General features: G+C 69.4%; 18 protein-coding genes and 1 pseudogene. 12 read left to right on the top strand and 7 right to left on the bottom strand.

Annotated elements, in window-relative coordinates:
* Positions 1 to 73 precede the first annotated feature (73 nt).
* From WN71_RS41380 to WN71_RS39440, 6 genes are all read right to left on the bottom strand, one after another.
* Positions 74 to 700, bottom strand: coding sequence for a hypothetical protein (locus tag WN71_RS41380; protein ID WP_143074789.1), 627 nt, complete (start codon positions 698 to 700; stop codon positions 74 to 76).
* Between the two features lie 1,004 nt (positions 701 to 1,704).
* Complete coding sequence (locus WN71_RS02200) at positions 1,705 to 2,541, bottom strand: phage major capsid protein (protein WP_046581631.1); 837 nt, start codon at positions 2,539 to 2,541, stop codon at positions 1,705 to 1,707.
* Positions 2,542 to 2,703: 162 nt separating this feature from the next.
* Entirely contained in the window at positions 2,704 to 3,183 is a 480-nt protein-coding gene (locus WN71_RS41385; RefSeq protein WP_143074790.1) for a hypothetical protein, read from the bottom strand.
* Positions 3,176 to 3,433 (bottom strand): hypothetical protein, encoded by a 258-nt coding sequence (locus WN71_RS02205; RefSeq protein WP_046581558.1) that lies wholly within the window; start codon positions 3,431 to 3,433, stop codon positions 3,176 to 3,178. The genes WN71_RS41385 and WN71_RS02205 overlap by 8 nt, the downstream gene beginning before the upstream one ends.
* Before the next feature lie 238 nt (positions 3,434 to 3,671).
* Positions 3,672 to 4,148 (bottom strand): hypothetical protein, encoded by a 477-nt coding sequence (locus WN71_RS41390; RefSeq protein ID WP_143074791.1) that lies wholly within the window; start codon positions 4,146 to 4,148, stop codon positions 3,672 to 3,674.
* A 1,298-nt stretch (positions 4,149 to 5,446) separates the two neighbouring features.
* Complete coding sequence (locus WN71_RS39440) at positions 5,447 to 7,009, bottom strand: recombinase family protein (RefSeq protein ID WP_079177589.1); 1,563 nt, start codon at positions 7,007 to 7,009, stop codon at positions 5,447 to 5,449.
* A 44-nt stretch (positions 7,010 to 7,053) separates the two neighbouring features.
* Here WN71_RS39440 and WN71_RS02210 point away from each other — a divergent pair.
* From WN71_RS02210 to WN71_RS02230, 6 genes and pseudogenes are all read left to right on the top strand, one after another.
* Positions 7,054 to 7,434: pseudogene (locus WN71_RS02210) on the top strand (ATPase, T2SS/T4P/T4SS family); the annotation flags it as partial.
* On the top strand, positions 7,424 to 8,293 hold the full coding sequence (locus WN71_RS02215) for a type II secretion system F family protein (RefSeq protein WP_046581561.1): 870 nt from the start codon (positions 7,424 to 7,426) through the stop codon (positions 8,291 to 8,293). The pseudogene WN71_RS02210 and the gene WN71_RS02215, both read left to right, overlap by 11 nt.
* Positions 8,290 to 9,081: a type II secretion system F family protein gene (locus tag WN71_RS02220; RefSeq protein ID WP_046581563.1), complete on the top strand. Its 792-nt coding sequence runs from the start codon at positions 8,290 to 8,292 to the stop codon at positions 9,079 to 9,081. The genes WN71_RS02215 and WN71_RS02220 overlap by 4 nt, the downstream gene beginning before the upstream one ends.
* 326 nt (positions 9,082 to 9,407) lie before the next feature.
* Positions 9,408 to 9,599: a DUF4244 domain-containing protein gene (locus WN71_RS42490; RefSeq protein ID WP_079177596.1), complete on the top strand. Its 192-nt coding sequence runs from the start codon at positions 9,408 to 9,410 to the stop codon at positions 9,597 to 9,599.
* A gap of 49 nt (positions 9,600 to 9,648) precedes the next feature.
* Positions 9,649 to 10,014, top strand: a complete 366-nt coding sequence (locus tag WN71_RS02225) for a TadE family type IV pilus minor pilin (RefSeq protein WP_046581632.1) — start codon at positions 9,649 to 9,651, stop codon at positions 10,012 to 10,014.
* A complete protein-coding gene (locus WN71_RS02230) occupies positions 10,011 to 10,457 on the top strand; it encodes an Rv3654c family TadE-like protein (protein WP_420856440.1) in 447 nt (148 codons plus the stop codon). The genes WN71_RS02225 and WN71_RS02230 overlap by 4 nt, the downstream gene beginning before the upstream one ends.
* On the opposite strand, the gene WN71_RS02235 is transcribed toward WN71_RS02230, so the two are convergent.
* Complete coding sequence (locus WN71_RS02235) at positions 10,399 to 12,876, bottom strand: DEAD/DEAH box helicase (protein WP_079177590.1); 2,478 nt, start codon at positions 12,874 to 12,876, stop codon at positions 10,399 to 10,401. The two genes, WN71_RS02230 and WN71_RS02235, sit on opposite strands and share 59 nt — an antisense overlap.
* Positions 12,877 to 12,956: 80 nt before the next feature.
* Between WN71_RS02235 and bldG the strand changes: the two genes are divergently transcribed.
* From bldG to WN71_RS02265, 6 genes are all read left to right on the top strand, one after another.
* Complete coding sequence (gene bldG, locus WN71_RS02240; protein ID WP_003975386.1) at positions 12,957 to 13,298, top strand: anti-sigma factor antagonist BldG; 342 nt, start codon at positions 12,957 to 12,959, stop codon at positions 13,296 to 13,298.
* A 277-nt stretch (positions 13,299 to 13,575) separates the two neighbouring features.
* Complete coding sequence (locus WN71_RS02245; RefSeq protein ID WP_046581572.1) at positions 13,576 to 14,010, top strand: ATP-binding protein; 435 nt, start codon at positions 13,576 to 13,578, stop codon at positions 14,008 to 14,010.
* A 533-nt stretch (positions 14,011 to 14,543) separates the two neighbouring features.
* Entirely contained in the window at positions 14,544 to 16,949 is a 2,406-nt protein-coding gene (locus WN71_RS02250; RefSeq protein WP_046581574.1) for a sodium-translocating pyrophosphatase, read from the top strand.
* Between the two features lie 196 nt (positions 16,950 to 17,145).
* Positions 17,146 to 17,763, top strand: a complete 618-nt coding sequence (locus tag WN71_RS02255; protein WP_046581575.1) for a hypothetical protein — start codon at positions 17,146 to 17,148, stop codon at positions 17,761 to 17,763.
* A 171-nt stretch (positions 17,764 to 17,934) separates the two neighbouring features.
* A complete protein-coding gene (locus WN71_RS02260; protein ID WP_240529537.1) occupies positions 17,935 to 19,464 on the top strand; it encodes a DUF7059 domain-containing protein in 1,530 nt (509 codons plus the stop codon).
* Between the two features lie 274 nt (positions 19,465 to 19,738).
* Positions 19,739 to 22,024: a serine/threonine-protein kinase gene (locus WN71_RS02265; protein WP_046581577.1), complete on the top strand. Its 2,286-nt coding sequence runs from the start codon at positions 19,739 to 19,741 to the stop codon at positions 22,022 to 22,024.
* Positions 22,025 to 22,176 lie beyond the last annotated feature (152 nt).

The following is a 22,176-nucleotide window of genomic DNA, read 5'->3' on the forward strand; positions in this document are numbered from 1 at the left end:
GCCCCGTACCATCACCAGGAAGACACGCCAAGGTGCCGGAAGTAGCCGCCCTGCTCGCTGAGCACCAGGCAGCCTAAGAAGACTGGCCAGACGCTCGGGCAGGGTTGCTGCTAGCCCGATTACGGAGCCGCCACCACCGCGAGCGTTTCTGCAATTCGGTACCGTCTCGATCAAGAATTTTACTGGCGACTGTCCCGAACGCGTTAACGGAGTCAACCAGAAGCTGTGTGAATTCATGCAGTCTGTTCAGCGAATCCTCGTACTCTTGGCGAGCTGCCTCCTCTTCGTCTTCGTCGGCGTAATCCTCAATGGCGCGCTGCATAAGTTGACGACATTCAGCCATGTGGGCAAACACGTCGTCTACGGCGTTCCGTACAACGTAACCGACGACCGTAACCGCCTCGGGGCCTGCCAGGACTACGTCAATCCATCGTGCGTCAAGCTCACTTCTGAGCTGCTTTTCTTCTTCGGGGGTTGAGTCCTCGTACGCATCCATCGTGAGACGCGCCTCTAGGTCGAGCAGAACTTGCAGAAAAGCCTTGTACGCGTCACGCCGTGGCTGGTGTCTCTCCTTTGCGTGCTCTGAGCGCACGGTCATTCTGACGCCTTCACGCTGCGCCCTTCCAGCCGTAATGGAACCAATGACACCGCTGATTGATCCAGTTACCGCGCCTAGTACCGCCGCCACCCCAGCATCCATGGGCGTCATGATCCCCAGTCCACAGCAAGCTGTCTAGCGCCCGGGAACGCGAGGAGCCCAGTACCGGCCACCAGGAAGGCAGCGGATACAGGGCTAGGGGTACTGCGTTCGGCTGGCTATTCGGTCTCAACCCAATCGGTCACGTGCTGGTCATGCTCGGGGGTCAGGAAGTCGTCGCCAGCGGAAAGCCAGGCAAACATGCGTCGATTTAGAGTTGATAGGAAAGCCCCGGTCAGCGAGTGACCAGGGCATCAAATTGGGGTCATTCTCTCCGCGAAAATTGCCTAACCTGCGGCACCACAGAGTTGCCTCCCTGCCGGTCAATCTCTGAGAGGGAAGGGGGTCATCCCCCAGGGGGGCGGCTCAGCGTAGATCAGAACGGCGGAACGTCATTGAGATTCGGTGGCTTTGGCTTTGCCTTCTCGGCTGCCCATCCACCAGGCTGATTCTTCGCGGTCTCGCTGTCATGGCATGACTTGCACAGTGGCCGAAGGTGCTTAGGTGCATCAGGGTTTGGCTCATGTCGCTCCTGCAATTGCTTTCGACTCAGCGGCCAATGGTCAGCGACGATTGCCGGTCGACTGCACAGGACGCACCACGGATTCGCGTACAAATAAGCCTTGCGCTTGCGCTGCCAGCCAACGTCATAACCACGCTTGCTCGCACTGCCGCGCTGTTCCTCGCGCTGCCTCTTGTGCTGAGCGCATGGACCACCATTGGTCAGCTCACTGCACCCCGGCTGGCTGCATGGCTTCATAGGCTTTCTCGGCATATCCGTACTCCTGCGGCATGAGGGCACCTACGAATTTCGGAGGTGGGGGTTAGCACCAGCACAGGGGGCAGCAACGTCACTGTGCGGGATAGGGGCAGGTCAGAGAATGTGGCCGTTTTCGCCGGCTCGGAGCGTGGTCTTGCACCAGCGAACGGCAGCACATAGACGAATAGCCCCGTCATCACCCGGTGCCGTAAAGGTGATGACGGGGCTAGATCATGTGGCTACGCCATTAGGACGCAGCGTTGGTGATACGGACGTGAGCACCAGCGACCGGCATACCGAAGGCAACCCGCATGGTGCCCCGCACGCCGATACGGTCAGAGGAGAAGTACGCCGAAGCGTCAACGTCAAGGCGCGTGTCCTCACGGGTCACAACAAGGAAATCATCCTTGCTGATGCCGTAAACGGTGTCGGCCGGAACGTGAGGGCTGACAACAACCGGACGGCCGAGAATGAGACGCCGTCCATCAGTCGTCAGGTCAGGGTTTAGGAGACCCCGGTTAGATCCGGTCTGATCCTTGAGCTTCGCAATCTCCAGCGCAGTATCCGCACCGGTAACCCACGCAGTGATCCGGCCCCCGGCAGCCTCAGACTTCGACACGGCCTCTTCGAACGGGTCAAGGTTGGTGTAAGTCACCGGGGCTGAAACCGTCGAGATACCAGCCAGCGAAGCAAAGCCAGCCGGGTTGGGCGAAGACAGCGCATTGAACAGCGCGTTATCCACGCTCTTAGCAATCTGCCGGGCAATGGACTTACCAATCTCGGCATCAGCAGACGGGTTAGAGTCCTCGATCAGCTCACGCGAAGCAATGGTGAGACCAGCGAACTTCGCCGGGGTAACCACCAGCTCAGTAAACGTGGCATCAGACGGGGTGATCTCCGCGCCCTCAGCCACAGCGCCAACGGTCACGTCAGACGTAAGAATCGGAATGAGGTAGCTGTGAGACTTAGTGGTGACCTTCGTACCGGTGAGGTAGGCAACGGCCAGCGCCTCAACGGGCTTCGTGACAAGCGATCCCCGGTCATCAGGAGTAATCGCGCTGTTAGCAGGAGAAAGCATGGTCATGGCGTACTGCACATCCTTGGAATTTGAGCCTAAATGGAAACCCGCCGTACCTGACAGCGAGAGTGAGCGGGCAACCAGGCCCAAACGTGTGGCGCTGTTTCCCACCTGGGGATAAACAGCGCCACTAGGGTCACCTACGGATTTCCGTAAGCGGGTATGCGCTTAGCGCTTGTGGATTGCTTCGTTGATGACGTCGCGCATCGTTGTCTGACGTTCCAGCCCAGAGGCGGGATGGTTACCACCAACATCACCCCACGGGCGATTTGGATTGCCGAGACCAGGGCGCTTAGCTAGAAGCGCTTCAGCAGCGGCATTAACGGCGTCCGGCATGACGTTCCCTTCCGGGTCGGTCAGGTCATCAACGCTGGCTCCACCGATATCGAAGAGGTCAGCGCCAACGGCCAGCACCTTTGCTGCGTGCGCCTCAATCTCCCTGTGGAGAAGGGCAGTAACGCGGGCTTCGGCAGCCTCTAGCTTGCCTTCGGCCTCACGTAGCTTCGTGCGGTACTTCGCGGCTTCTCGATTAGTCGAATTTCCCTCGCTTGAAGCAGAATCTCCCCCGGATGCCGGCCGTTCCTGGTCAATTTCCGTGGCTGCGTTTTCGGTGACAGCATTCTCGCTGTTGTTCTCAGCCTCAGCCATCGACCTTCACTCCCGCGCCGTAAATGAACGTGAGAAGGTGAGACGCCGGACAGTTTCGCACGTACGCGACCACCTCAGAAGCGGTCATCTGGTCGCCATACAGCGTGTGCATGTCGGCTTCGTCAAGGAAGAGCACCTGTGCCAGCGCTGTGACGGGAAGCTGAGTATCCGGCGCGCTGTGGGCTATCGCTGCAACGATCTGGCAAGCCGCAAACTGATCGTCCGCAAGCTGCGCAAGAAGAGAAGTCATGTTCTGTGTCCTTTTCGAAGAACCCCCGCGCTCAACCAGGCCCGAAAGGACGAAAGAACCTGGGAGCAGCGGGGGAGAATGTAGGCCCGCCCCCGGACAGGCATCGCGCCTAACTGAGATCCGGGGGCGGGGACATGCGGGGTAACCAATCCCGACTTTGGAGAAAGGGCCATTCCTAGCCCTAACCGCTGAGACCAGTCAGCGGAGTCTTTGCGCACCTACGAATATCCGGAGGTGGCTACTGCATACGTAGCTGAACGTGGCGGAACCCGTAGGCTCGCACCAGTAGATCATGAGTGGCGTGAATGACTTCACGGGGTACTGTGTCAATACCATGCTCCCGCTTTTCCGCCAACACACGCTCACGGACGCGCCAAAGGTTCTCGGACCTAGCTTCAACAACCTGCCGACGTTCCTCGTAGGTAGCCTGACAGGCTTCACGCAGCGACTCAGCGAAGACGGGTAGCGCTGCCTTTCCGTGCTGACGGAATGCCCGGTCGTAGTCCTGGTGGTGCTTCTTGCAAAGCGGCATGTAGTGCGCCGTGCTGTCACTCCACAGGTAACCATCACGGTAAATCTCGGCCGGGTCTAGGTGCGAGTAGCACCAGTCAGCAGCGAAGGTGCCGCAGAAAGCACAGGGCTTGTGGCTGGCCGGTCCCTTGGCGGCAACAACGTGCCGGTGTGCAGTGTCGTACTCAGCGCGAGCAGTGGCCATGAGAAGTCTTCTTTCGGTGGGGTGTGAGAAACGACTAAAGGCCCGACCCAGGGACTCAGCACGACCGGACACCCCTGCCAGTCATGCGAGTCAACCCGGATCGGGCCTTTAGCGTGTGCGGATTGATGCCCCCGCACGGGCGTTCATGGGCAGACCTCATAAGGGGCGTGGTCCGCAGTGAAGACGCAGTGCGCGCCCTCTACCCTCTATCTAGTGAGTCGAATGCCCATTCAGGCCGGAAAACTTGTGATTCTGGGAGACCGGGCTAAATCGTTATGTAGCCGTTACTGCTGATGTCGACGGACAGCGAAAAGGGGCGCGTCAAGTCTTCGGGCCGGGCGCTGTGCAGGAATGTAGGAACTGAAGCGAGTCCGGGTATCACTTGTAGAACCCACGAGAGGTATTGGAAGTGGGTACAGAAACTACATAACTACATCGAGGAAGAGAAAAGCCAGGCCAGAAAGGGTATAGCTGACGAGGTGTCAGGTAGGGGGTGCAGTTTCACCCTTCCCGCTGACACTGCGAGGTCTAGGCCAGACTCGCGTAGCGGGTTATCAACAGCAACTGTGGATAACCCCGTCCGCCTGTCGGGATATCCGCAACCCTGTGGATGGCACCAGTAGAGACCCTGAGTGCCCGTCTGAGCCGTTCCGGCGTGCTCCCCGGTCCACCATGGTGTCAGCGCCGCTCTGGAAGGCGCTCAGTGGGCAGCAGAAAGCCCCGCCGGACTCGGGGGACCCAACGGGGCTAGAAGGCGCCCAGGCGGCCACTCAGGGCGTTACTGACCCCCTGCCTTCCTGTACAGCTCTAGAACGTCCAACCTGCGTTCTTCGGATGGCAGCAGGCCGGAACAGTTGCAGCACTCGTAGTAGTGCTCGCAGTGTCCGGCGGCACGGCACCGGGCAGCGTCCTTCGGAAGGTGGTCCGTGTGGAACCGGTATGCCCGTAGCGCGAATTCCCCCGCCGCTTGCTTTGCCGCTTCGTGCTGGTCGATCGAATGGCTCGTCATGCCGCACAAGCGACACGGGACGTTCGCGCCATCACTCAAAGACTCTTCACGCATGCCACTTTCCCCTTCGACTGGCTGTCGGCGGACCCTACCGGCTCAGTGCGCTGCCAGCGTCCCCGAGAAGCCCTCAGCGTCCCTCTGGGGGCATGAGAGAGCCCCGCCGGACCGCAGGGGTCAGACGGGGCTAGAGAGCGCTCAGGTCTTCGCTGGGGGCTACGCGGTCAGCGTTTCCGGGAAGCACATGAGTGCCTGTTACAGCGCCTCAAGGCGGGTGATCTTTGCTGATGGATCAGACGGCGAACTGTTCGGACAACTCCTCTTCCCGGGCAATGTCCACTAGAGCCGCTTCTGCCGGGTTCAACTCCCGTCGCCATGCCGGACCCTCATAACCCGGGGCTACTCGCTTCGGGTCGAATCGCTTAGGTGCTCCGGGCGTGGCGGGGCTAATCACCACTCGGGCCCCTAGGTCCGCCAGCAAATTCCGGCGCCCTTCGTCGTCACGCCGTTGCCATTCATCGACAATGGTTCCGCCAGCGGAGACCCAGCGACCTTCGGCGTGTTGGGCTTCTGCCTGTAGTTCCGCCTGCCGCTTTTCCAGCGCCGTTAGCTGTCCGATGACTGCCCGTGCCGCAGAGCCGTTGGGGTCGAGTTGTGCAAGGTTCCCCGCCAGTCGCTCAATCTGCTGCGAAACCTCTGAGAGTTGAAGCACTGCGCTTCCGTCCGGCTCAGCCCAGCGCATCAACTCGAAGCTGCCGAAGCGCCTCAGATAGTCAGCTGTCACCAACTCTTCAACATTGCGGGCAATGATGACGTTGGGTCGGTGAATTCCCCGCTTGCCGACTCCGGCGCGACATACGTAGGTGCTGTAGTCCTTGCCGTTGACGGCACGGCGCTGCCGGTACATGGGGCCGTTGCACTCCGAGCAAAGCGCCACATGTAGGAGTAGCGCCTTACCGGTCCGCTCGCTGCCCCGCCCCTTTGCCTTGCCGTCAAGCATTGCGCGTACTGCGGACCAGGTCTCAGCGCTGAGGATTTCCGGCCCCGCTGACACGGGATGTCCCTCAGCGTCAAGCACGGGCTGATTGGTGAGAGCGCCGCGCTTGGTACCGGGCACGGACTGAACCAGCCAGCCGCGAACGGCGGCCGAATAGAGCACGTCCCGGAGCGAGGTGGAATGCCACTTGCCGCCCCGCAGCTTTCGCCCAGCACGCTGCCGGGCATGTTCCGCCGGGGGTAGGACTTCGCGCTCATTCAGTTCACGGGTAAGCCCAGTCAGCGAAGCGCCGTGGTTGATGAGCTTGTCTGCGCACTCGCGCAGGATGCTTGCTGCTGATTCATCAATGACCCAGCGCTTGTTGTTGACCGGGCCGCTGACTGCATAGCCGTACGGGGTCAGTCCACCCAGGTGATTGCCGCGCGCCCGAAAGTGCTTCTTGCTGTCCGTGATACGGGCCCTAATCATGTCTCGCTCGTACTCGGCGAACGCAGCAAGAACGTTGATGATGATGGACGCGTTTTCCGGGCTGACAACTCCGTCCGCAGTGATGACGGTCGTGCTGGTGGACTTCGCGGCGTCTAGTAGGCGCTGGAATTCCAGAACACTGCGCGCGTACCGGTCCAGCTTCGCGGCAAGCACGTAGTCAGCGCGCGGAAGCCAGGAAAGGACTTCGCGCATTCCGGGTCGGTCTTCGAGTCGGCTTGCTCCGCTGACGTTGGTGTCGGTGGCAATGTGCACCACCTTCCATCCGCGCTGTGCGGCGTAGGCCTTGCAGGCTGCAATTCGGTGGTCCGGGGCTTCCTCAGCGAAGAGGCGGGACAGGCGGTCATAGATGACGCAAGTGGATTGGCTCACGGAACGTCCCTGGTGAGTCGAACGCCTTGCAGTGCTAGGCGAGACACCCGGGCGGCTGCGGGACGGTCCACGCCAATGCCGCCTCGGACGTCCCGGCCCGTCTGGAGGCGCTCGGTACGGCCGCCGGGCTGGACCGGGCGGCCCTGCACAGCCAGGTCGCGGCGGCGCTGTCGGTGGTGCTGCACCTCGTGCGGGACGGGTCCGGCAGGCGCCGGATCGACGAGGTGCACGTGCTGGAACGCGACCCCACGGGCCTGGTGCGGACGGTCCCGGCCCTGCGCTGGGAGGCCGCCGCCTTCGTCCGGGAACGGGGTTGGGAGCGGCTGCGCGAGTTGCTCCGGGAAGGCGCGAACAGCCCCGAGGAGAAGGGGATTTCGCGGGACGGCACGAAGACGGGACGGAGGCGGGGCGAGCATGACGAGTGAGATGTCCCTGGCCGCGGGCGCGGCCTGCGCGGGAGCCGCGGCCTGGCTGCTGGGCGGGGGCCGGCCCGGGGCCCGGCGGGCGCGGTTGCTGCTCGCGGGCGGCGGGGTGACCGGCACCGGACCACCCCCACCGCCGTGGGACCGGGTCGTCGGCGGAGTGCGGCGGCTGCGCGGCGGATGGGCGCCCGAGTGGTGGGCGCCGGTCGCCGGACTGGTGCTCGCGCTGATCAGCGCCTCGCCGATCCCGGCTGCCGCGGGGGCGGCCGGGGTCCCGCTGCTCCGCCGGGTCCGCCGGGCCGGTGCGGCGCGGCGCGAGAGCGAGCGCCGCGGGGACGCGGTGATCGCCCTGTGCGGGGCGCTCGCCGGGGAGGTGCGCGCGGGACGGCAACCGGGCGAGGCACTGCTCGGGGCCGCACGGGACTCCGGTGGACTGGGCGACGCGCAGGCCGCCGTGCTCGCGGCGGCGCGCTTCGGCGGGGATGTGCCGGGCGCCCTCGCCGCCGCGGCGGGGCAGGCGGGCGCCGGGGGACTGCTGGGGCTGGCGGCCTGCTGGCGGGTCGCCGTGGACCGGGGCGCGGGGCTCGCCGCGGGCCTCGACCGACTCGAAGGCGCCCTGCGCGCCGAACGGGACCGACGCGCCGACCTGCGCGCCCAGTTGGCGGGCGCGCGGACCACGGCGGTGATGCTCGCCGGGCTGCCCGTCCTGGGCGTGCTGCTGGGCACCGCTCTCGGCGCCGACCCGCTGCATGTCCTGCTGCACACCGGTCCGGGCCTCGGCTGCCTGCTGACCGGCGGGGTGCTGGAGGCGGCCGGTCTGGGCTGGGCGCTGCGGATCGTGCGCGGGGTGGAGGCGGCATGAGCGCGGAAGTTGTGCACAGGCTGGGGACGGTTCTGGGGACGCTGGCGCTGCTTGCGGCACTGAGGCACCGGATCGGCTCGGCCCGGAACGCCGGCCGGGTGCGCCGTCGCCTGACCCTGCTGCTGGCCGGCGAGCCGGAACCCGCCCGCACCCGCCTCCGGTCGGGCCCGGCGCCACGGCGACTGCTGCCCGCGGTGGGCGCCGTGTGCGCGGGGTGGGTGCTCGTCGGCGGGCTCACCGGCGCGGCGACCGGGGCGGCCCTGGCCGCCGGACTGTGGTGGTGGCGCCGCCGATCGGGTCCGGCCGCGCCGATCTCCTACGACCCCGTCGAGGCCGCCCGCCAACTCCCGCTGGCCGCCGACCTGCTGGCCGCCTGCATCGCGGCCGGCGCCGGACCGGTGATCGCCGCGGAGGCGGTGGGCGAGGCGCTGGCCGGGCCGGTCGGCGACGGGCTGGCGCGGGGCGCGGCGGAGATCCGGCTGGGCGGCGAACCGGCCGACGCCTGGCGGCAGTTGGCCGCCCTGCCGAACGCGGCCGCGCTGGCCCGGCTGCTCGGCCGGGCCGACGAGTCCGGGCTCCCGGCGGCGGCACCGGTCGCACGCCTGGCCGCCGACGCCCGCGCCGAGTGGTCCCGCGCGGCCACGGAACGGGCCCGGCGCGCGGCCGTGCTGATCACCGCCCCGGTGGGGCTGTGCTTCCTGCCCGCCTTCATCGCGATCGGCGTCCTGCCCGTGGTGATCGGGCTCGCGGGCGGACTGCTGGGAGGGGGTGGGGTGGCCGGCAAGTGACCCGTTCCGGACGGCAGTCGGCAGTCGGCCGTCGGTGGGTGGTGGGTGGCAGGTGGCAGGTGGCAGTCGCTGAAGGACGAAGCCGTCGGTGTGGACCGGCGGACGGATACGGACACCTCACGGGGGTCGAGATGAACGGGCAGTCGGACAGGCAGTCGGACAGGCATGTGGACAGGGATGTGGACAGGCAGTCGGACGCGCAGTCGATCACGCCGTCGGACGGGCCGTCGGACGGGCCGTGGGACGGGCGATCCGACAGGTCGTGGGACGAGCGATCGGACGCGCACGAAGGGCGGTCGCGCCGCCGAGTACGGACACGGACACGGGTGTCGGCGCGAGTGAGGGCGCGGTCGCGGTGCCGGGCGCGTCACGACTCAGGGATGGTCACGTCCGAGTACGCCGTGGGGATCATCGCGGCGGTCGGCTTCGCCGCGGTGCTCTACAAGATCGTGACGAGCGGCGAGGTGAGCGCCGAGCTCCAGGACCTCGTGAAGCAGGCCCTCAGTGCGCACACATGACGGGAAGGCCCGGCGCCTTCGCGTGCGGGTGCGCTCGGACGACGGGTTCGTGACGGCGGAGTCCGCCGTGGTGCTGCCGGTGCTGGTGCTCGTCGCCATGGCGCTGCTGTGGGGGCTGTGCGTGATGGCGGTCCGGATCCAGTGCGTGGACGCGGCGCGGTCGGGAGCCCGCGCCGCGGCCCGCCAGGACCCCGCAGCCGCGGTCGCCGCGGTCACCCGGGACCTGGCGCCCCGCGGATCGACCGTGACCGTGAGCCGGGAAGGGGACCAGGTTCGCGTGACGGTGGTGGCCGGATTGCCGGGACCGCTGCGCGGACTGCCCTTCGAGGTACGCGAGGAGGCCGTGGCGGCGTCGGAGGAGACGGCTCCGCAAGAGGCGGCCGGTGCCGGGACGGATTCGGAGGTGGCCCCGTGAAGAGGCCCATCGCGAAGTGGCCCTTCCCGAAGTGGCCGCGGGCCGCGTCGGCGCCGTACCGCTCGGACCGGGGTTCCGCGACCGTGTGGAGCGTCGGGGTGATCGCCGTGCTGTGCGCGGTGTTCGGGACCGTGCTCGCCCTCGGACAGGCCGTGACGGTACGGCACCGGGCGGCCGGCGGCGCGGATCTGGCGGCGCTGGCCGCGGCGGACCGGTGGGCGGACGGCCCGGGGGCTGCCTGCGCGCGGGCCGAACGGGTGGCCCGTGCGCAGGGCGCGCGGCTCGTGCGGTGCGCGCTCACGGGAGAGATCTCGGACGTCACGGCGGCCTCGGGCCGGGGCCTGTTCGAGGCGGAGGTGAGGGCGCGCGCCGGACCCGCCGCGGCTACCCCTTCGCCGCCTCGGTCGGCTGCTCCTCGGGCGCCCCCCGCAGCAGCACGGTGAGCAGGCGCACGGCGCCCCGCTTGTGGAGCGGATCGTTGCCGTTGCCGCACTTGGGGGACTGGATGCAGGACGGGCAGCCGGCGTCGCACTCGCAGGAGGCGATGGCCTGGCGGGTCGCGGTCAGCCAGGCGCGGGCCGTGTGGAAGGCCCGCTCGGCGAAGCCCGCGCCACCGGGATGGCCGTCGTAGACGAAGACCGTGGGCAGGAGCGTGTCGGGGTGCAGTGGGATCGAGACGCCGCCGATGTCCCAGCGGTCGCAGGTCGCGAAGAGGGGCAGCATGCCGATCGACGCGTGCTCGGCGGCGTGCAGGGCGCCGCCGAGGATCTCCGGGCCGATGCGGGCCTCGTCCAGCTGGTCCTCGGTGACGGTCCACCACACGGCGCGGGTGCGGAGCGTGCGGGGCGGCAGGTCGAGCTTGGTCTCGCCGAGGACCTCGCCGGTGATCACCCGTCGGCGCAGGAAGGAGACGACCTGGTTGGTGACCTCCACGGAGCCGTAGCACAGGCGGCCGTCGCCCCAGGGGATCTCGACGTCCGTCTCCAGGACGGAGATCGACGTCAGGTCGCGGGCGACCGTCGAGTACGGCGGGTCGGCCCGCTCGACCAGGGCGACGGAGTCCTCCAGGTCGAGCGAGCGGACCAGATAGGTGCGGCCCTGGTGCAGGTGGACCGCGCCCTCGTGGACGCCGGTGTGGGCGGCGCCCTCGTCGACCGTGCCGAGCAGCCGACCGGTGCCGGACTCGACGACCTGGACGGGCCGGCCGCCCCCGCCGCGGATGTCGGTGAGGTCGGCGGCCCGCTCCCGGCGCGTCCAGTGCCAGGCCTTCGTCCGGCGGCGCAGCAGCTTGGCCGCCTCCAGCTGCGGCATCAGGTCCGCGCAGGCGGGCCCGAACAGCTCCAGGTCCTCGTCGGTGAGGGGCAGTTCGGCGGCGGCCGCGCACAGGTGCGGGGCGAGGACGTAGGGGTTGTCCGGGTCCAGGACGGTGGACTCCACCGGCTGGTCGAACAGCGCCTCCGGGTGGTGGACGAGGAAGGTGTCCAGCGGGTCGTCGCGGGCGACCAGCACGGCGAGTGCGCCCTGGCCCGAACGGCCGGCCCGGCCCGCCTGCTGCCACAGGGAGGCCCGGGTGCCGGGATAACCGGCGATCAGGACGGCGTCCAGGCCGGACACGTCCACGCCGAGCTCCAGGGCGGTCGTGGCGGCCAGCCCGAGGAGTTCGCCGGAGTGCAGGGCCTGCTCCAGGGCGCGGCGCTCCTCGGGGAGGTAGCCGCCGCGGTAGGCGGCCACGCGCCGGGCGAGCGACCGGTCGACCTCGGCGAGGCGTTCCTGGGCGATGAGGGAGATCAGCTCGGCGCCGCGCCGGGAACGGACGAAGGCCACCGAGCGCACACCCTGCACCGCGAGGTCGGTCAGCAGATCGGCGGTCTCGGCGGTGGCCGTGCGCCGGACGGGCGCGCCCTTCTCGCCCTGCATCTCGGTGAGCGGGGGCTCCCACAGGGCGAAGACGAGTTCGCCGCGCGGGGAGGCGTCGTCGGCCACCTCCACCACCGGCAGCCCGGTCAGCCGGCGGGCGGCCACGGCGGGCTCGGCGGAGGTGGCGGAGGCCAGCAGGAAGACGGGGGAGGCGCCGTAGCGGGCGCACAGGCGGCGCAGTCTGCGCAGCACCTGGGCGACGTGGGAGCCGAAGACGCCCCGGTAGGTGTGGCACTCGTCGACGACGACGTACTTCAGCGACTTCAGGAACGACGACCAGCGGGGATGGGAGGGCAATATGCCGCGGTGCAGCATGTCGGGGTTGGTCAGGACGTAGGTGCCGAACTGGCGGATCCACTCGCGCTGCTCGACCGGGGTGTCGCCGTCGTAGACCGCGGGGCGCACCGAATGGCCCAGCGGCGCCGCGAGTTCTTTCACCGCGCGGCACTGGTCCGCGGCGAGGGCCTTCGTGGGGGCGAGGTAGAGGGCGGTGGCGCCGCGCCCGTTCGGGGCCTCGGAGCCGTCCAGGAGCGCCGACAGGACCGGTACCAGATACGCCAGCGACTTGCCGGAGGCGGTGCCGGTGGCGACGACCACCGAATCGCCGTCCAGGGCGTGCTCGGCCGCGAGCGCCTGGTGGGCCCAGGGGTGCTCGATGCCGTGCTCCTGGATCGCGGCGATCACTTCCGAGCGAATCCGATCAGGCCAGACGGCATGGCGGCCCGCCCGCGGGGGCAAGTGCTCCGTATGAGTGATGCGCGCGGACCGACTCGGCCCGGAGGCGAGCCGGTCCAGGACCGTGCCCGGCTCCCAGCGGGGCACGGGCTGAGCCGGGGATCGATCGGATCGGTGATTCTTGGCCATCGGCACCGAGTGTGTCACTGGTGTGACGGACAATGGGGCCAAGGCGTCGTGCACGCCTGCCGGTAAGTGATTGAATGCCATCGCGGCTGGCGAACAGTCCTGGGCATGCAAGCCGAGGTGTCCTTAGGGCGACCGCTCGATAGCAAGGTGCTGGAGGATCCGTGGACCTGTCCCTGTCGACCCGTACCGTCGGCGATCGTACGGTCGTCGAGGTCGGTGGCGAAATCGACGTATATACCGCGCCCAAGCTGCGCGAGCAGCTGGTCGAGCTGGTGAACGACGGGAGTTTCCACCTGGTGGTGGACATGGAGGGTGTGGACTTCCTCGACTCCACCGGGCTCGGCGTGCTGGTCGGCGGCCTGAAGAGGGTGCGTGCCCATGAGGGCTCCCTGCGCCTGGTCTGCAACCAGGAGCGCATTCTGAAGATCTTCCGCATCACCGGTCTGACCAAGGTGTTCCCGATCCACACCTCGGTCGAGGAAGCGGTGGCGGCCACCGACTGATCTCCGGCCGCCGGACGGCCGAGGCCGCCGGACGAGGAGAGCTGCCGGGCCGGTGCGCGGGACCGAGGTCCCGACGTGCCGGTCCCGCGGTGGTGGCCGACGACACGCCGGACGCCCGCGCCCGGTTTCCGTCGTACGACGGCCTCGGCCGTACGGCGGCCTGTGTCGTCGGTGGCCGATGTCCACGGCCGCTCCGGGACGGGAGAAGTACATCTGGGGGCCGGTTCGCCCGGTGGTTCGGTCCCCGACAGCACGCCCGAAGCTCCGAGGGGGATGCATGGCCACCGTTGAACTCCGTTTCAGCGCGCTGCCCGAGCACGTCCGGACCGCCCGGCTGGTGGCGGCAGCGGTGGCGCGCAGGGCCGGAGTGGACGAGGCCGTCCTCGACGAGGTCCGGCTCGCCGTCGGCGAGGCCTGCTCCCGGGCCGTCGGGCTGCATCAGAACGGGCGCATCAACTCGCCGGTGAAGGTCGTGCTGATCGAGGAGGAGAAACAGTTCTCCATCGAGGTCGGCGACGAGGCGCCACGCTCTGCGCCCGGCGAGCGGGCCCCGGGGGCGGCGGCCGACGACGTCGAGACCGAGGAGGACGAGATGGGCCTCGCGGTGATCAGCGGGCTCGTCGACGACGTCGAGGTGAGCGCCGGCGAACACGGCGGCCTGATCCGCATGACCTGGCCCACCACACCCCCGGCGGCGACCCCGGTGGTCTGATCCCAGCCGTTTTCCCGGTGTCCGGTGCTCGATCCGGACGCTTCGGCGTCCCTCGTTCGGGCGGACGTCCTCGCACTCCTGCCCCGCCCAGGCGCCCTCGAACCTCCGCCGGGCCCGGACGTGTCCGCACCCCCGGCCCGCCCGGACGCCCTCGTACCCCCGCCCGGCGCGCCCGGCGTCGTAGCACCGCGACACGACCCCCATCGGACCCATGTCTCACCCGGTAGGCCCCCTCCGTGGGGCCTTTCGGCGTATGCGGGTGGCGGAACCCGCTCCTACAGTGGGCGTGTCCGAGGTTCCGTACCGATGAAGTGCCGTAGATTTAGTGAATTCATTCACGATCATTCGCGCGACAATGGATCAAGCGTCAATGCCTCAAAGGCATTACTCCTTTCGGGTTCCGTGCCACCTGGCGATCATTTGCTGAAGGGCATGTGAAGGCGAATTTCGCCGACCGCACACTGTTTTGATCAGGTTCCGGTACCTAGAATCCGTCCACATCTTGAGCTCAGCCCAAGCGTCAAGGAGGACGAATGGCGGGGCTTTCTACCCCTCATCAGTTGGGCCACCCCACAACCTTCGCAGCCGCAGTGCTCACCGACGGGAACCGCGCGATCATCGCGGTCATCGCCGTCGTGGCCCTTGCGGCACTGGCCGTCGCGGGAGTCCTGGTACGCCAGGTGCTCGCGGCGGGCGAGGGCACCGACAGCATGAAGAAGATCGCCGCGGCGGTGCAGGAAGGCGCGAATGCCTATCTCGCCCGTCAGCTGCGCACGCTCGGCGTATTCGCCGTGGTCGTGTTCTTCCTGCTCATGCTGCTGCCCGCGGACGACTGGAATCAGCGCATCGGCCGATCGGTGTTCTTCTTGATCGGCGCGGCGTTCTCGGCGGCCACCGGCTATATCGGCATGTGGCTCGCCGTGCGCAGCAATGTGCGCGTCGCGGCCGCGGCACGGGAAGCGACCCCGGCGGAAGGTGAACCCGAAAAGGATCTCACCACCGTCTCGCACACGGCAATGAAGATCGCTTTCCGCACGGGCGGCGTGGTCGGCATGTTCACGGTGGGGCTCGGCCTGCTGGGCGCCTCCTGCGTGGTGCTGGTGTACGCGGCCGACGCGCCGAAGGTGCTCGAAGGCTTCGGCCTCGGGGCCGCCCTGATCGCCATGTTCATGCGTGTCGGCGGCGGCATCTTCACCAAGGCCGCCGACGTCGGCGCCGACCTGGTCGGCAAGGTCGAGCAGGGCATTCCGGAGGACGACCCGCGCAATGCCGCGACCATCGCCGACAACGTGGGCGACAACGTCGGCGACTGCGCGGGCATGGCCGCCGACCTCTTCGAGTCGTACGCGGTGACCCTGGTCGCCGCGCTGATCCTCGGCAAGGTCGCGTTCGGCGACTCCGGGCTCGCCTTCCCGCTGATCGTGCCCGCGATCGGCGTCCTGACCGCGATGATCGGCATCTTCGCGGTCGCCCCGCGGCGTACCGACCGCAGCGGCATGTCCGCGATCAACCGCGGGTTCTTCATCTCCGCGGTGATCTCGCTCGTGCTGGTGGCGGTGGCGGTCTTCGTCTACCTGCCGTCGTCGTACGCGGACCTGGACGGCATCTCGGACGCCGCGATCAAGGCCAAGGACGGCGATCCGCGGATCCTCGCGCTCGTCGCGGTCGCGATCGGCATCCTGCTGGCCGCCGTGATCCAGCAGCTCACCGGCTACTTCACGGAGACCACCCGGCGTCCGGTGCGGGACATCGGCAAGACCTCGCTGACCGGCCCGGCCACCGTCGTCCTCGCCGGCATCTCCGTCGGTCTCGAGTCCGCCGTCTACACCGCCCTGCTGATCGGTCTGAGCGTCTACGGCGCCTTCCTGCTCGGCGGCACGTCGATCATGCTGGCGCTGTTCGCGGTGGCGCTGGCCGGCACCGGCCTGCTCACCACGGTCGGCGTCATCGTCGCCATGGACACCTTCGGGCCGGTCTCCGACAACGCGCAGGGCATCGCCGAGATGTCCGGCGACGTCGAGGGGGCGGGCGCGCAGGTGCTCACCAACCTGGACGCGGTCGGCAACACCACCAAGGCCATCACCAAGGGCATCGCCATCGCCACCGCCGTCCTCGCGGCGTCGGCGCTCTTCGGTTCGTACCGGGACGCGATCACCACCAACGTCCAGGACGTCGGGGCGAAGCTCACCGGTTCGAACGCGCTGACCCTGTCGATGGACATCTCGCAGCCCAACAACCTCGTCGGGCTCATCGCGGGCGCGGCGGTCGTCTTCCTCTTCTCGGGGCTGGCGATCAACGCCGTGTCGCGGTCGGCGGGTTCGGTGGTCTACGAGGTGCGCCGGCAGTTCCGTGAGAAGCCCGGGATCATGAACTACACGGAGACCCCGGAGTACGGCAAGGTCGTCGACATCTGCACCAAGGACGCCCTGCGCGAACTCGCCACGCCCGGTCTGCTCGCCGTGATGGCGCCGATCTTCATCGGGTTCACGCTCGGCGTCGGCGCGCTCGGCTCCTATCTGGCGGGCGCGATCGGCGCGGGCACCCTGATGGCGGTCTTCCTCGCCAACTCCGGCGGTGCCTGGGACAACGCCAAGAAACTGGTGGAGGACGGCCACCACGGCGGCAAGGGCAGCGAGGCCCACGCCGCCACGGTGATCGGTGACACCGTCGGCGACCCGTTCAAGGACACGGCGGGCCCGGCGATCAACCCGCTGCTCAAGGTCATGAACCTGGTGTCGCTGCTGATCGCACCGGCCGTCATCAAGTTCTCCTACGGCGACGACAAGAACATCGGCGTGCGGATCCTGATCGCGATCCTCTCGCTCGCCGTCATCGTCGGCGCGGTCTACGTCTCCAAGCGGCGCGGCATCACCATGGGTGACGAAGAAGACAATGCCGAGCGGGTCTCCAAGTCGGCCGATCCTGCGGTGGTTTCGTAGGCGGTCTTACGGGGCGGCAGCTCAAGGGGCGGGCGGTCGAAGCGCGTTGGCGCATCGACCGCCCGTCTCGCATGTCCCTCCGCCCACATCGTGAGCCTTCTCTCCCTTGGTGCAAATGACTGCAAAAGGTGACATACGACATCGTGGGCGCGTGGCCGTCCGGCGGGCGCCGTGTAGGGTCCGGGGGCCGAGAGCCATGGAAGGGACCGATCCGGTGAACAAGAAGCTCGCGGCCGCACTGTCCGGCGGTGCGGTACTGATGGCGGCACTGTCCGGCTGCAGCGGCAGCGGCGGTGGCAACACGGACAACAAGGAACTCGACGCGTGGGCCAAGCAGGTCTGCGACGCGGTTCCGGCCCAGGACTCCAAGATCAAGGCCGCCAACGCCTCGATCGCCAAGGCCGCCTCGGACACCACGAACCCGCCGGAGACGATCCAGAAGACGGACTCGCAGGCGTTCCAGGACATGTCCGACGGCTACAAGGCGCTCGCGACCGCGATCAGCGGCGCCGGCGCGCCTCCCGGCGTCGACGACGGTCCCGCGCGCCAGAAGGACGCGGTCAAGAACCTCAACGCCCTCTCCGCGTCGTACAGCGACCTGAAGAAGAAGGTCGACGCGCTGGACACCAAGGACCAGGCGAAGTTCGCGTCCGGGCTGCACGACATCGCCACCCAGATGACCGCGCTGGAGCAGCAGAACAAGAGCGGTACGGCCGCGCTGCAGAAGCTGGAGCAGGGCGAGGTCAAGGACGCGATCGCCAAGCAGGCCAGCTGCCAGAAGATCTCGTCCTCGGCGTCGTCCACGACGGGCTGAGCCGGACTTCCACGACGGGCTGAGCCGCCTTTCCACGACGGACCGGGCCGACCATCCACGACGGACCGGGCCGCCCATCCACGACGGACCGGGACGCCCATCCACGACGGACCGGGACGACCTCCCTCGGCAGGCTGAGCCGACCTTCCTCGGAGGCGTTCGCGGGTGACAATGGGGGGCGTGACCAACGCCACCCTGCCGCCGCTGCCCGCTTCCGACCGCCCCGACGTCGCCGCCCGGCTGCGGGAGGCCCTGCTGGGGGCCTCCTTCACCGCCGACGGCCTGCTCGAACTGCTGGGCGCCCCCGCCTACGCGGCGCTGGCGCGCAGCGAGACCGTGCCGGCGCTGCGGGCGACCCGCGGGGACACACCGCTGGAGCTGCTCGTACGGCTCTTCCTGCTGCAGCAGCCGGTGCCGCGGGCGCGCGCGGAGGCCGTGCTGCCCGTCGCCGAGTGCGTGCAGACGGGCTGGCTGACGGACACCGGCGCCGACGAGGTCGCCGCGACCGTCGACGTGCGGCCGTACGGCGGGACCGACGGCGAGGACTGGTTCATCGTGTCCGACCTGGGCTGCGCGGTCGGCGGCGCGGGCGGCATCGGCAGCCGGGACGAGGGCGTCGTCCTGGGCGTCGGCGGCGCCTCCACCACCCTCGCGGGCATCACCGTCCGCGGCCCCGTCGGCTCCGCGCTGGACCTGGGCACCGGCTCCGGGATCCAGGCGCTGCACGCGGCCCAGCACGCCACCCGCGTGACGGCCACCGACCTCAACCCGCGCGCGCTGCACATCACGGCGCTCACGCTGGCGCTGTCCGGGGCGCCCGCCGCCGATCTGCGCGAGGGCTCGCTGTTCGAGCCGGTCCGCGACGACGAGCGGTTCGACCTGATCGTCTCCAACCCGCCGTTCGTGATCTCCCCGGGCGCCCGGCTGACGTACCGCGACGGCGGGATGGGCGGGGACGATCTGTGCCGCACGCTCGTTCAGCAGGCGGGGGAGCGGCTGAACGAGGGCGGGTTCGCGCAGTTCCTCGCCAACTGGCAGCACGTGGAGGGAGAGGACTGGCAGGACCGGCTCCGGGCCTGGGTGCCGCGCGGCTGCGACGCGTGGATCGTGCAGCGCGAGGTGCAGGACGTCACGCAGTACGCCGAGCTGTGGCTGCGGGACGCGGGCGACCACCGCGGCGACCCGGCCGAGTACCAGGCGCACTACGACGCGTGGCTCGACGAGTTCGAGGCGCGCAAGGTGAGGGCCGTGGGCTTCGGCTGGATCACCCTGCGGCGCACGGCCGCCGCCGAGCCCTCGGTGACGGTCGAGGAGTGGCCGCACCCGGTCGAGCAGCCGCTCGGCGACACCATCCGGGCGCACTTCGAGCGGCTGGACTATCTGCGGGCGCACGACGACGCGGCGCTGCTCGCGGGCCGCTTCCGGCTCACCGCCGAGGTGGTGCAGGAACAGGTGGGGCTGCCGGGCGCCGAGGACCCCGAGCACGTGGTGCTGCGCCAGCACCGCGGGATGCGCCGGGCCACCAAGGTCGACACCGTCGGCGCGGGCTTCGCGGGCGTCTGCGACGGCTCGCTGAGCGCCGGCCGCATCCTCGACGCCATCGCCCAACTCGTCGGCGAGGACCCGGTCCTGCTCCGTGACCGTACGCCGGCGCAGATCCGGCTCCTGGTGGAACAGGGGTTCCTGGAACCGGCGGTGTGAGACCGGCGGGCCGCGGCGGTCCCGGCGCGCCTGCGCGGGCGGCCGGGGGCGCGTACGCCCGTCCGCGTGTCGCCTCCTCCCACCCGGCGTGCGTCCGCCCGCGTGCGGTGCTCCCGTGACGGATCGGTGCGTCTGGTGCTCATGCGTCCGATCTGGCGCGATTGGCGGGATTGGTGCGGAAAAGTACTCCTGTCAGTGGCGCATGCGACGCTAACTTCTTAGAGGCAGAACGCACGCGTCCTCGGGGGAGGCGCGCTGTCTCGGGGGAGGCGCCATGGCGGAGGGGACGCCGGAGCGCGGCGAGGGCCGCGTGATCAACGGGCGGTACCGGCTGCTGCGCACGCTCGGCGCGGGCGGCATGGGGCGGGTCTGGCTCGCCCACGACGCAGAGCTGGCCTGCCAGGTCGCCGTCAAGGAGATCGCCCTGCCGGAGGGCCCGCCGGACCAGGGCGAGACCTCCCAGCGCATCGCCCGCGCCCGCAGCGAGGCCCGGCACGCGGCCCGGCTGCGCGGCCACCCGCACGTGGCCACGGTGCACGACGTGGTGATCCACGAGGGCCTGCCCTGGATCGTCATGGAGTACGTGCCGGACGCCGTCGACCTCCAGGCGAAAGTGCGCGGCGCGGGCCCGCTGCCGCCCGACCGGGTGGCCCGGATCGGCCTCGCCGTCCTCGACGCGCTCACCGCCGGACACCGGATCGGCATCCTGCACCGGGACGTGAAACCGGCCAACATCCTGCTGGCGCCCGACGCCTCGGGCGACGCCTACGCGCGCGTGCTGCTCACCGACTACGGCATCGCCCTCATGCCCGAGTCGCACGAGCCCCGCCTCACCGCCACCGCCGGGATCCTCGGCACGCCCGGCTACCTCGCCCCGGAGCGTGCCCGCGGCGAGCCGCCCACCCCGGCGGCCGACCTGTTCTCGCTGGGCGCCACGCTCTACGCCGCCGTGGAGGGCCGCGGCCCCTTCGACCGGCACGGCGACTACGCCACCCTGACCGCCCTGCTCGCCGAGGAGCCGACCCCGCCGGTCCGCGCCGGGGACCTCGCGCCCGTGCTGCACGGCCTGCTGGTCAAGGACCCGGTGCGGCGGTCCGCGCCGGAGGCCGTGGCGCGCGGCCTGGAGCGGGTGGTGCAGCAGGCGGCCGCCCGCGCGGAGGCGGCGGACCGGCCCGCGCCGCAGGGCGGCTTCGGCCCGCCGCCCGTGTACGGCGCGGGACCGTACGGCGGCGCGGGACCTCACGGCGGTGCGCCACCGTACGGCGGTGCGGCACCGCAGAACCCGACGCCGGGCGTGCCGCCGGGCTACGCGGCGCACACCCCGCAGGCCCGGCCGCTCGACGCCCCGCCCGGCTACGCGGTGAGCGCCCCGCAGGGCTACGCGGTCGGCGGTCCGCAGGGCCAGGCGCCGTACGGGCCGTACGGGCACGGGACACCGGCGGCGCCGGGGTACCCGATGGCGGCCCCGGGCACCCCGCAGACCCCGGCCGCGCCGCCCCCGCCGAACACGCCCCACACCCCGCACACCCCCGTCGGCGGGCCGGCCCCGGGCGGCCGGCCCGAGTGGGTCTCCTACGCGAACAGTCCTACGGCGCCGTACGCGGGAAGCGGGGTCCCGGCCTCGTACCCCGGCGGGCCGGGCGTCCCCGGCCAGGGCCCGACCGTGATGGCGCCTCCCGGTGGACCCGGGCGTCGCCGGAGTGCCGGAGCCGTGGTCGCCGTCGTGGCTGCCGTCGCCCTGGTGATCGGCCTCGGGACCTGGGCGGCCGTGTCCCTGACCGGCGACAAGGGCGATCCGGGGGCCCACGGGTCGCCCACGCCCTCGCCGACCGGACCGGTCTATCCGTACGGCGAGCAGGTGGGACTCCAGAAGGCGCTGCAGCCCGGCGACTGCGTGCACGTGGTGTGGACGGGCACGGCGTTCGCGTCGCGGCCCAACCTGGGCGTCGTCAACTGCGCCCACGACAACCCCGACGGCCAGGTCATGGCCGTCGACTCCGCGAGCGACTACGCCGACGCCAGCGCGCACGGCGCGCAGCGCTGCGGGGACCGGACCCGGCAGACGGCGGCCTCGCTGCCCGACGCGCAGGGCTACGCGCTGCTGCCGACGAAGGCGGGGTTCACGGCGGCCGGCCGCGGGACCGCCTGCCTGGTGCTGGGGCGGACGGTGCCCATAGGCGGCGACATCGGGAACTTCCGGGACGCCCAGAGCAATGTGTGGGCGACCGAGATGAGCGTCGGGGACTGCTGGATGTACGTCGATCACAAGGACTACTTCACGGCGACGCTGAACGACTGCAAGGACCAGCACACCGACCAGGTGATCGGCTTCACGGACGCGCCGCGCAGCCTGACGTACAAGAACGCGCTCGGTCAGGCCGCCAAGCTGTGCAGCAACAAGTTCGCGTCGACTTGGGCGCCCGGATCCGACCGGGTCGTATACGGCTATATGACCTCCGAGGTCCAGTGGAACCAGGGGTACTCCCGGGTCGTGTGCACGGTGGCGCGGTACGACCACGGCGAGTGGGCCGGGGCGATACCCGCGCCCGGGAACGTGTGAGCGGCGGGCGGCCGGAGCGGGCCCCGGACGCGCCCGTCGGCCGACGGGCGCCGCGGTGTCCGCCGGCCCTCCCGGCGGTCCGGCTCCGGGTGTTCACCGGGAGTTGGGACAGCCGTTCCCCGTGGGTGTGAGCCTGCCGTTCCGGTATGACC

The organism is Streptomyces mangrovisoli (genome assembly GCF_000974985.2).
GTDB lineage: Bacteria > Actinomycetota > Actinomycetes > Streptomycetales > Streptomycetaceae > Streptomyces > Streptomyces mangrovisoli.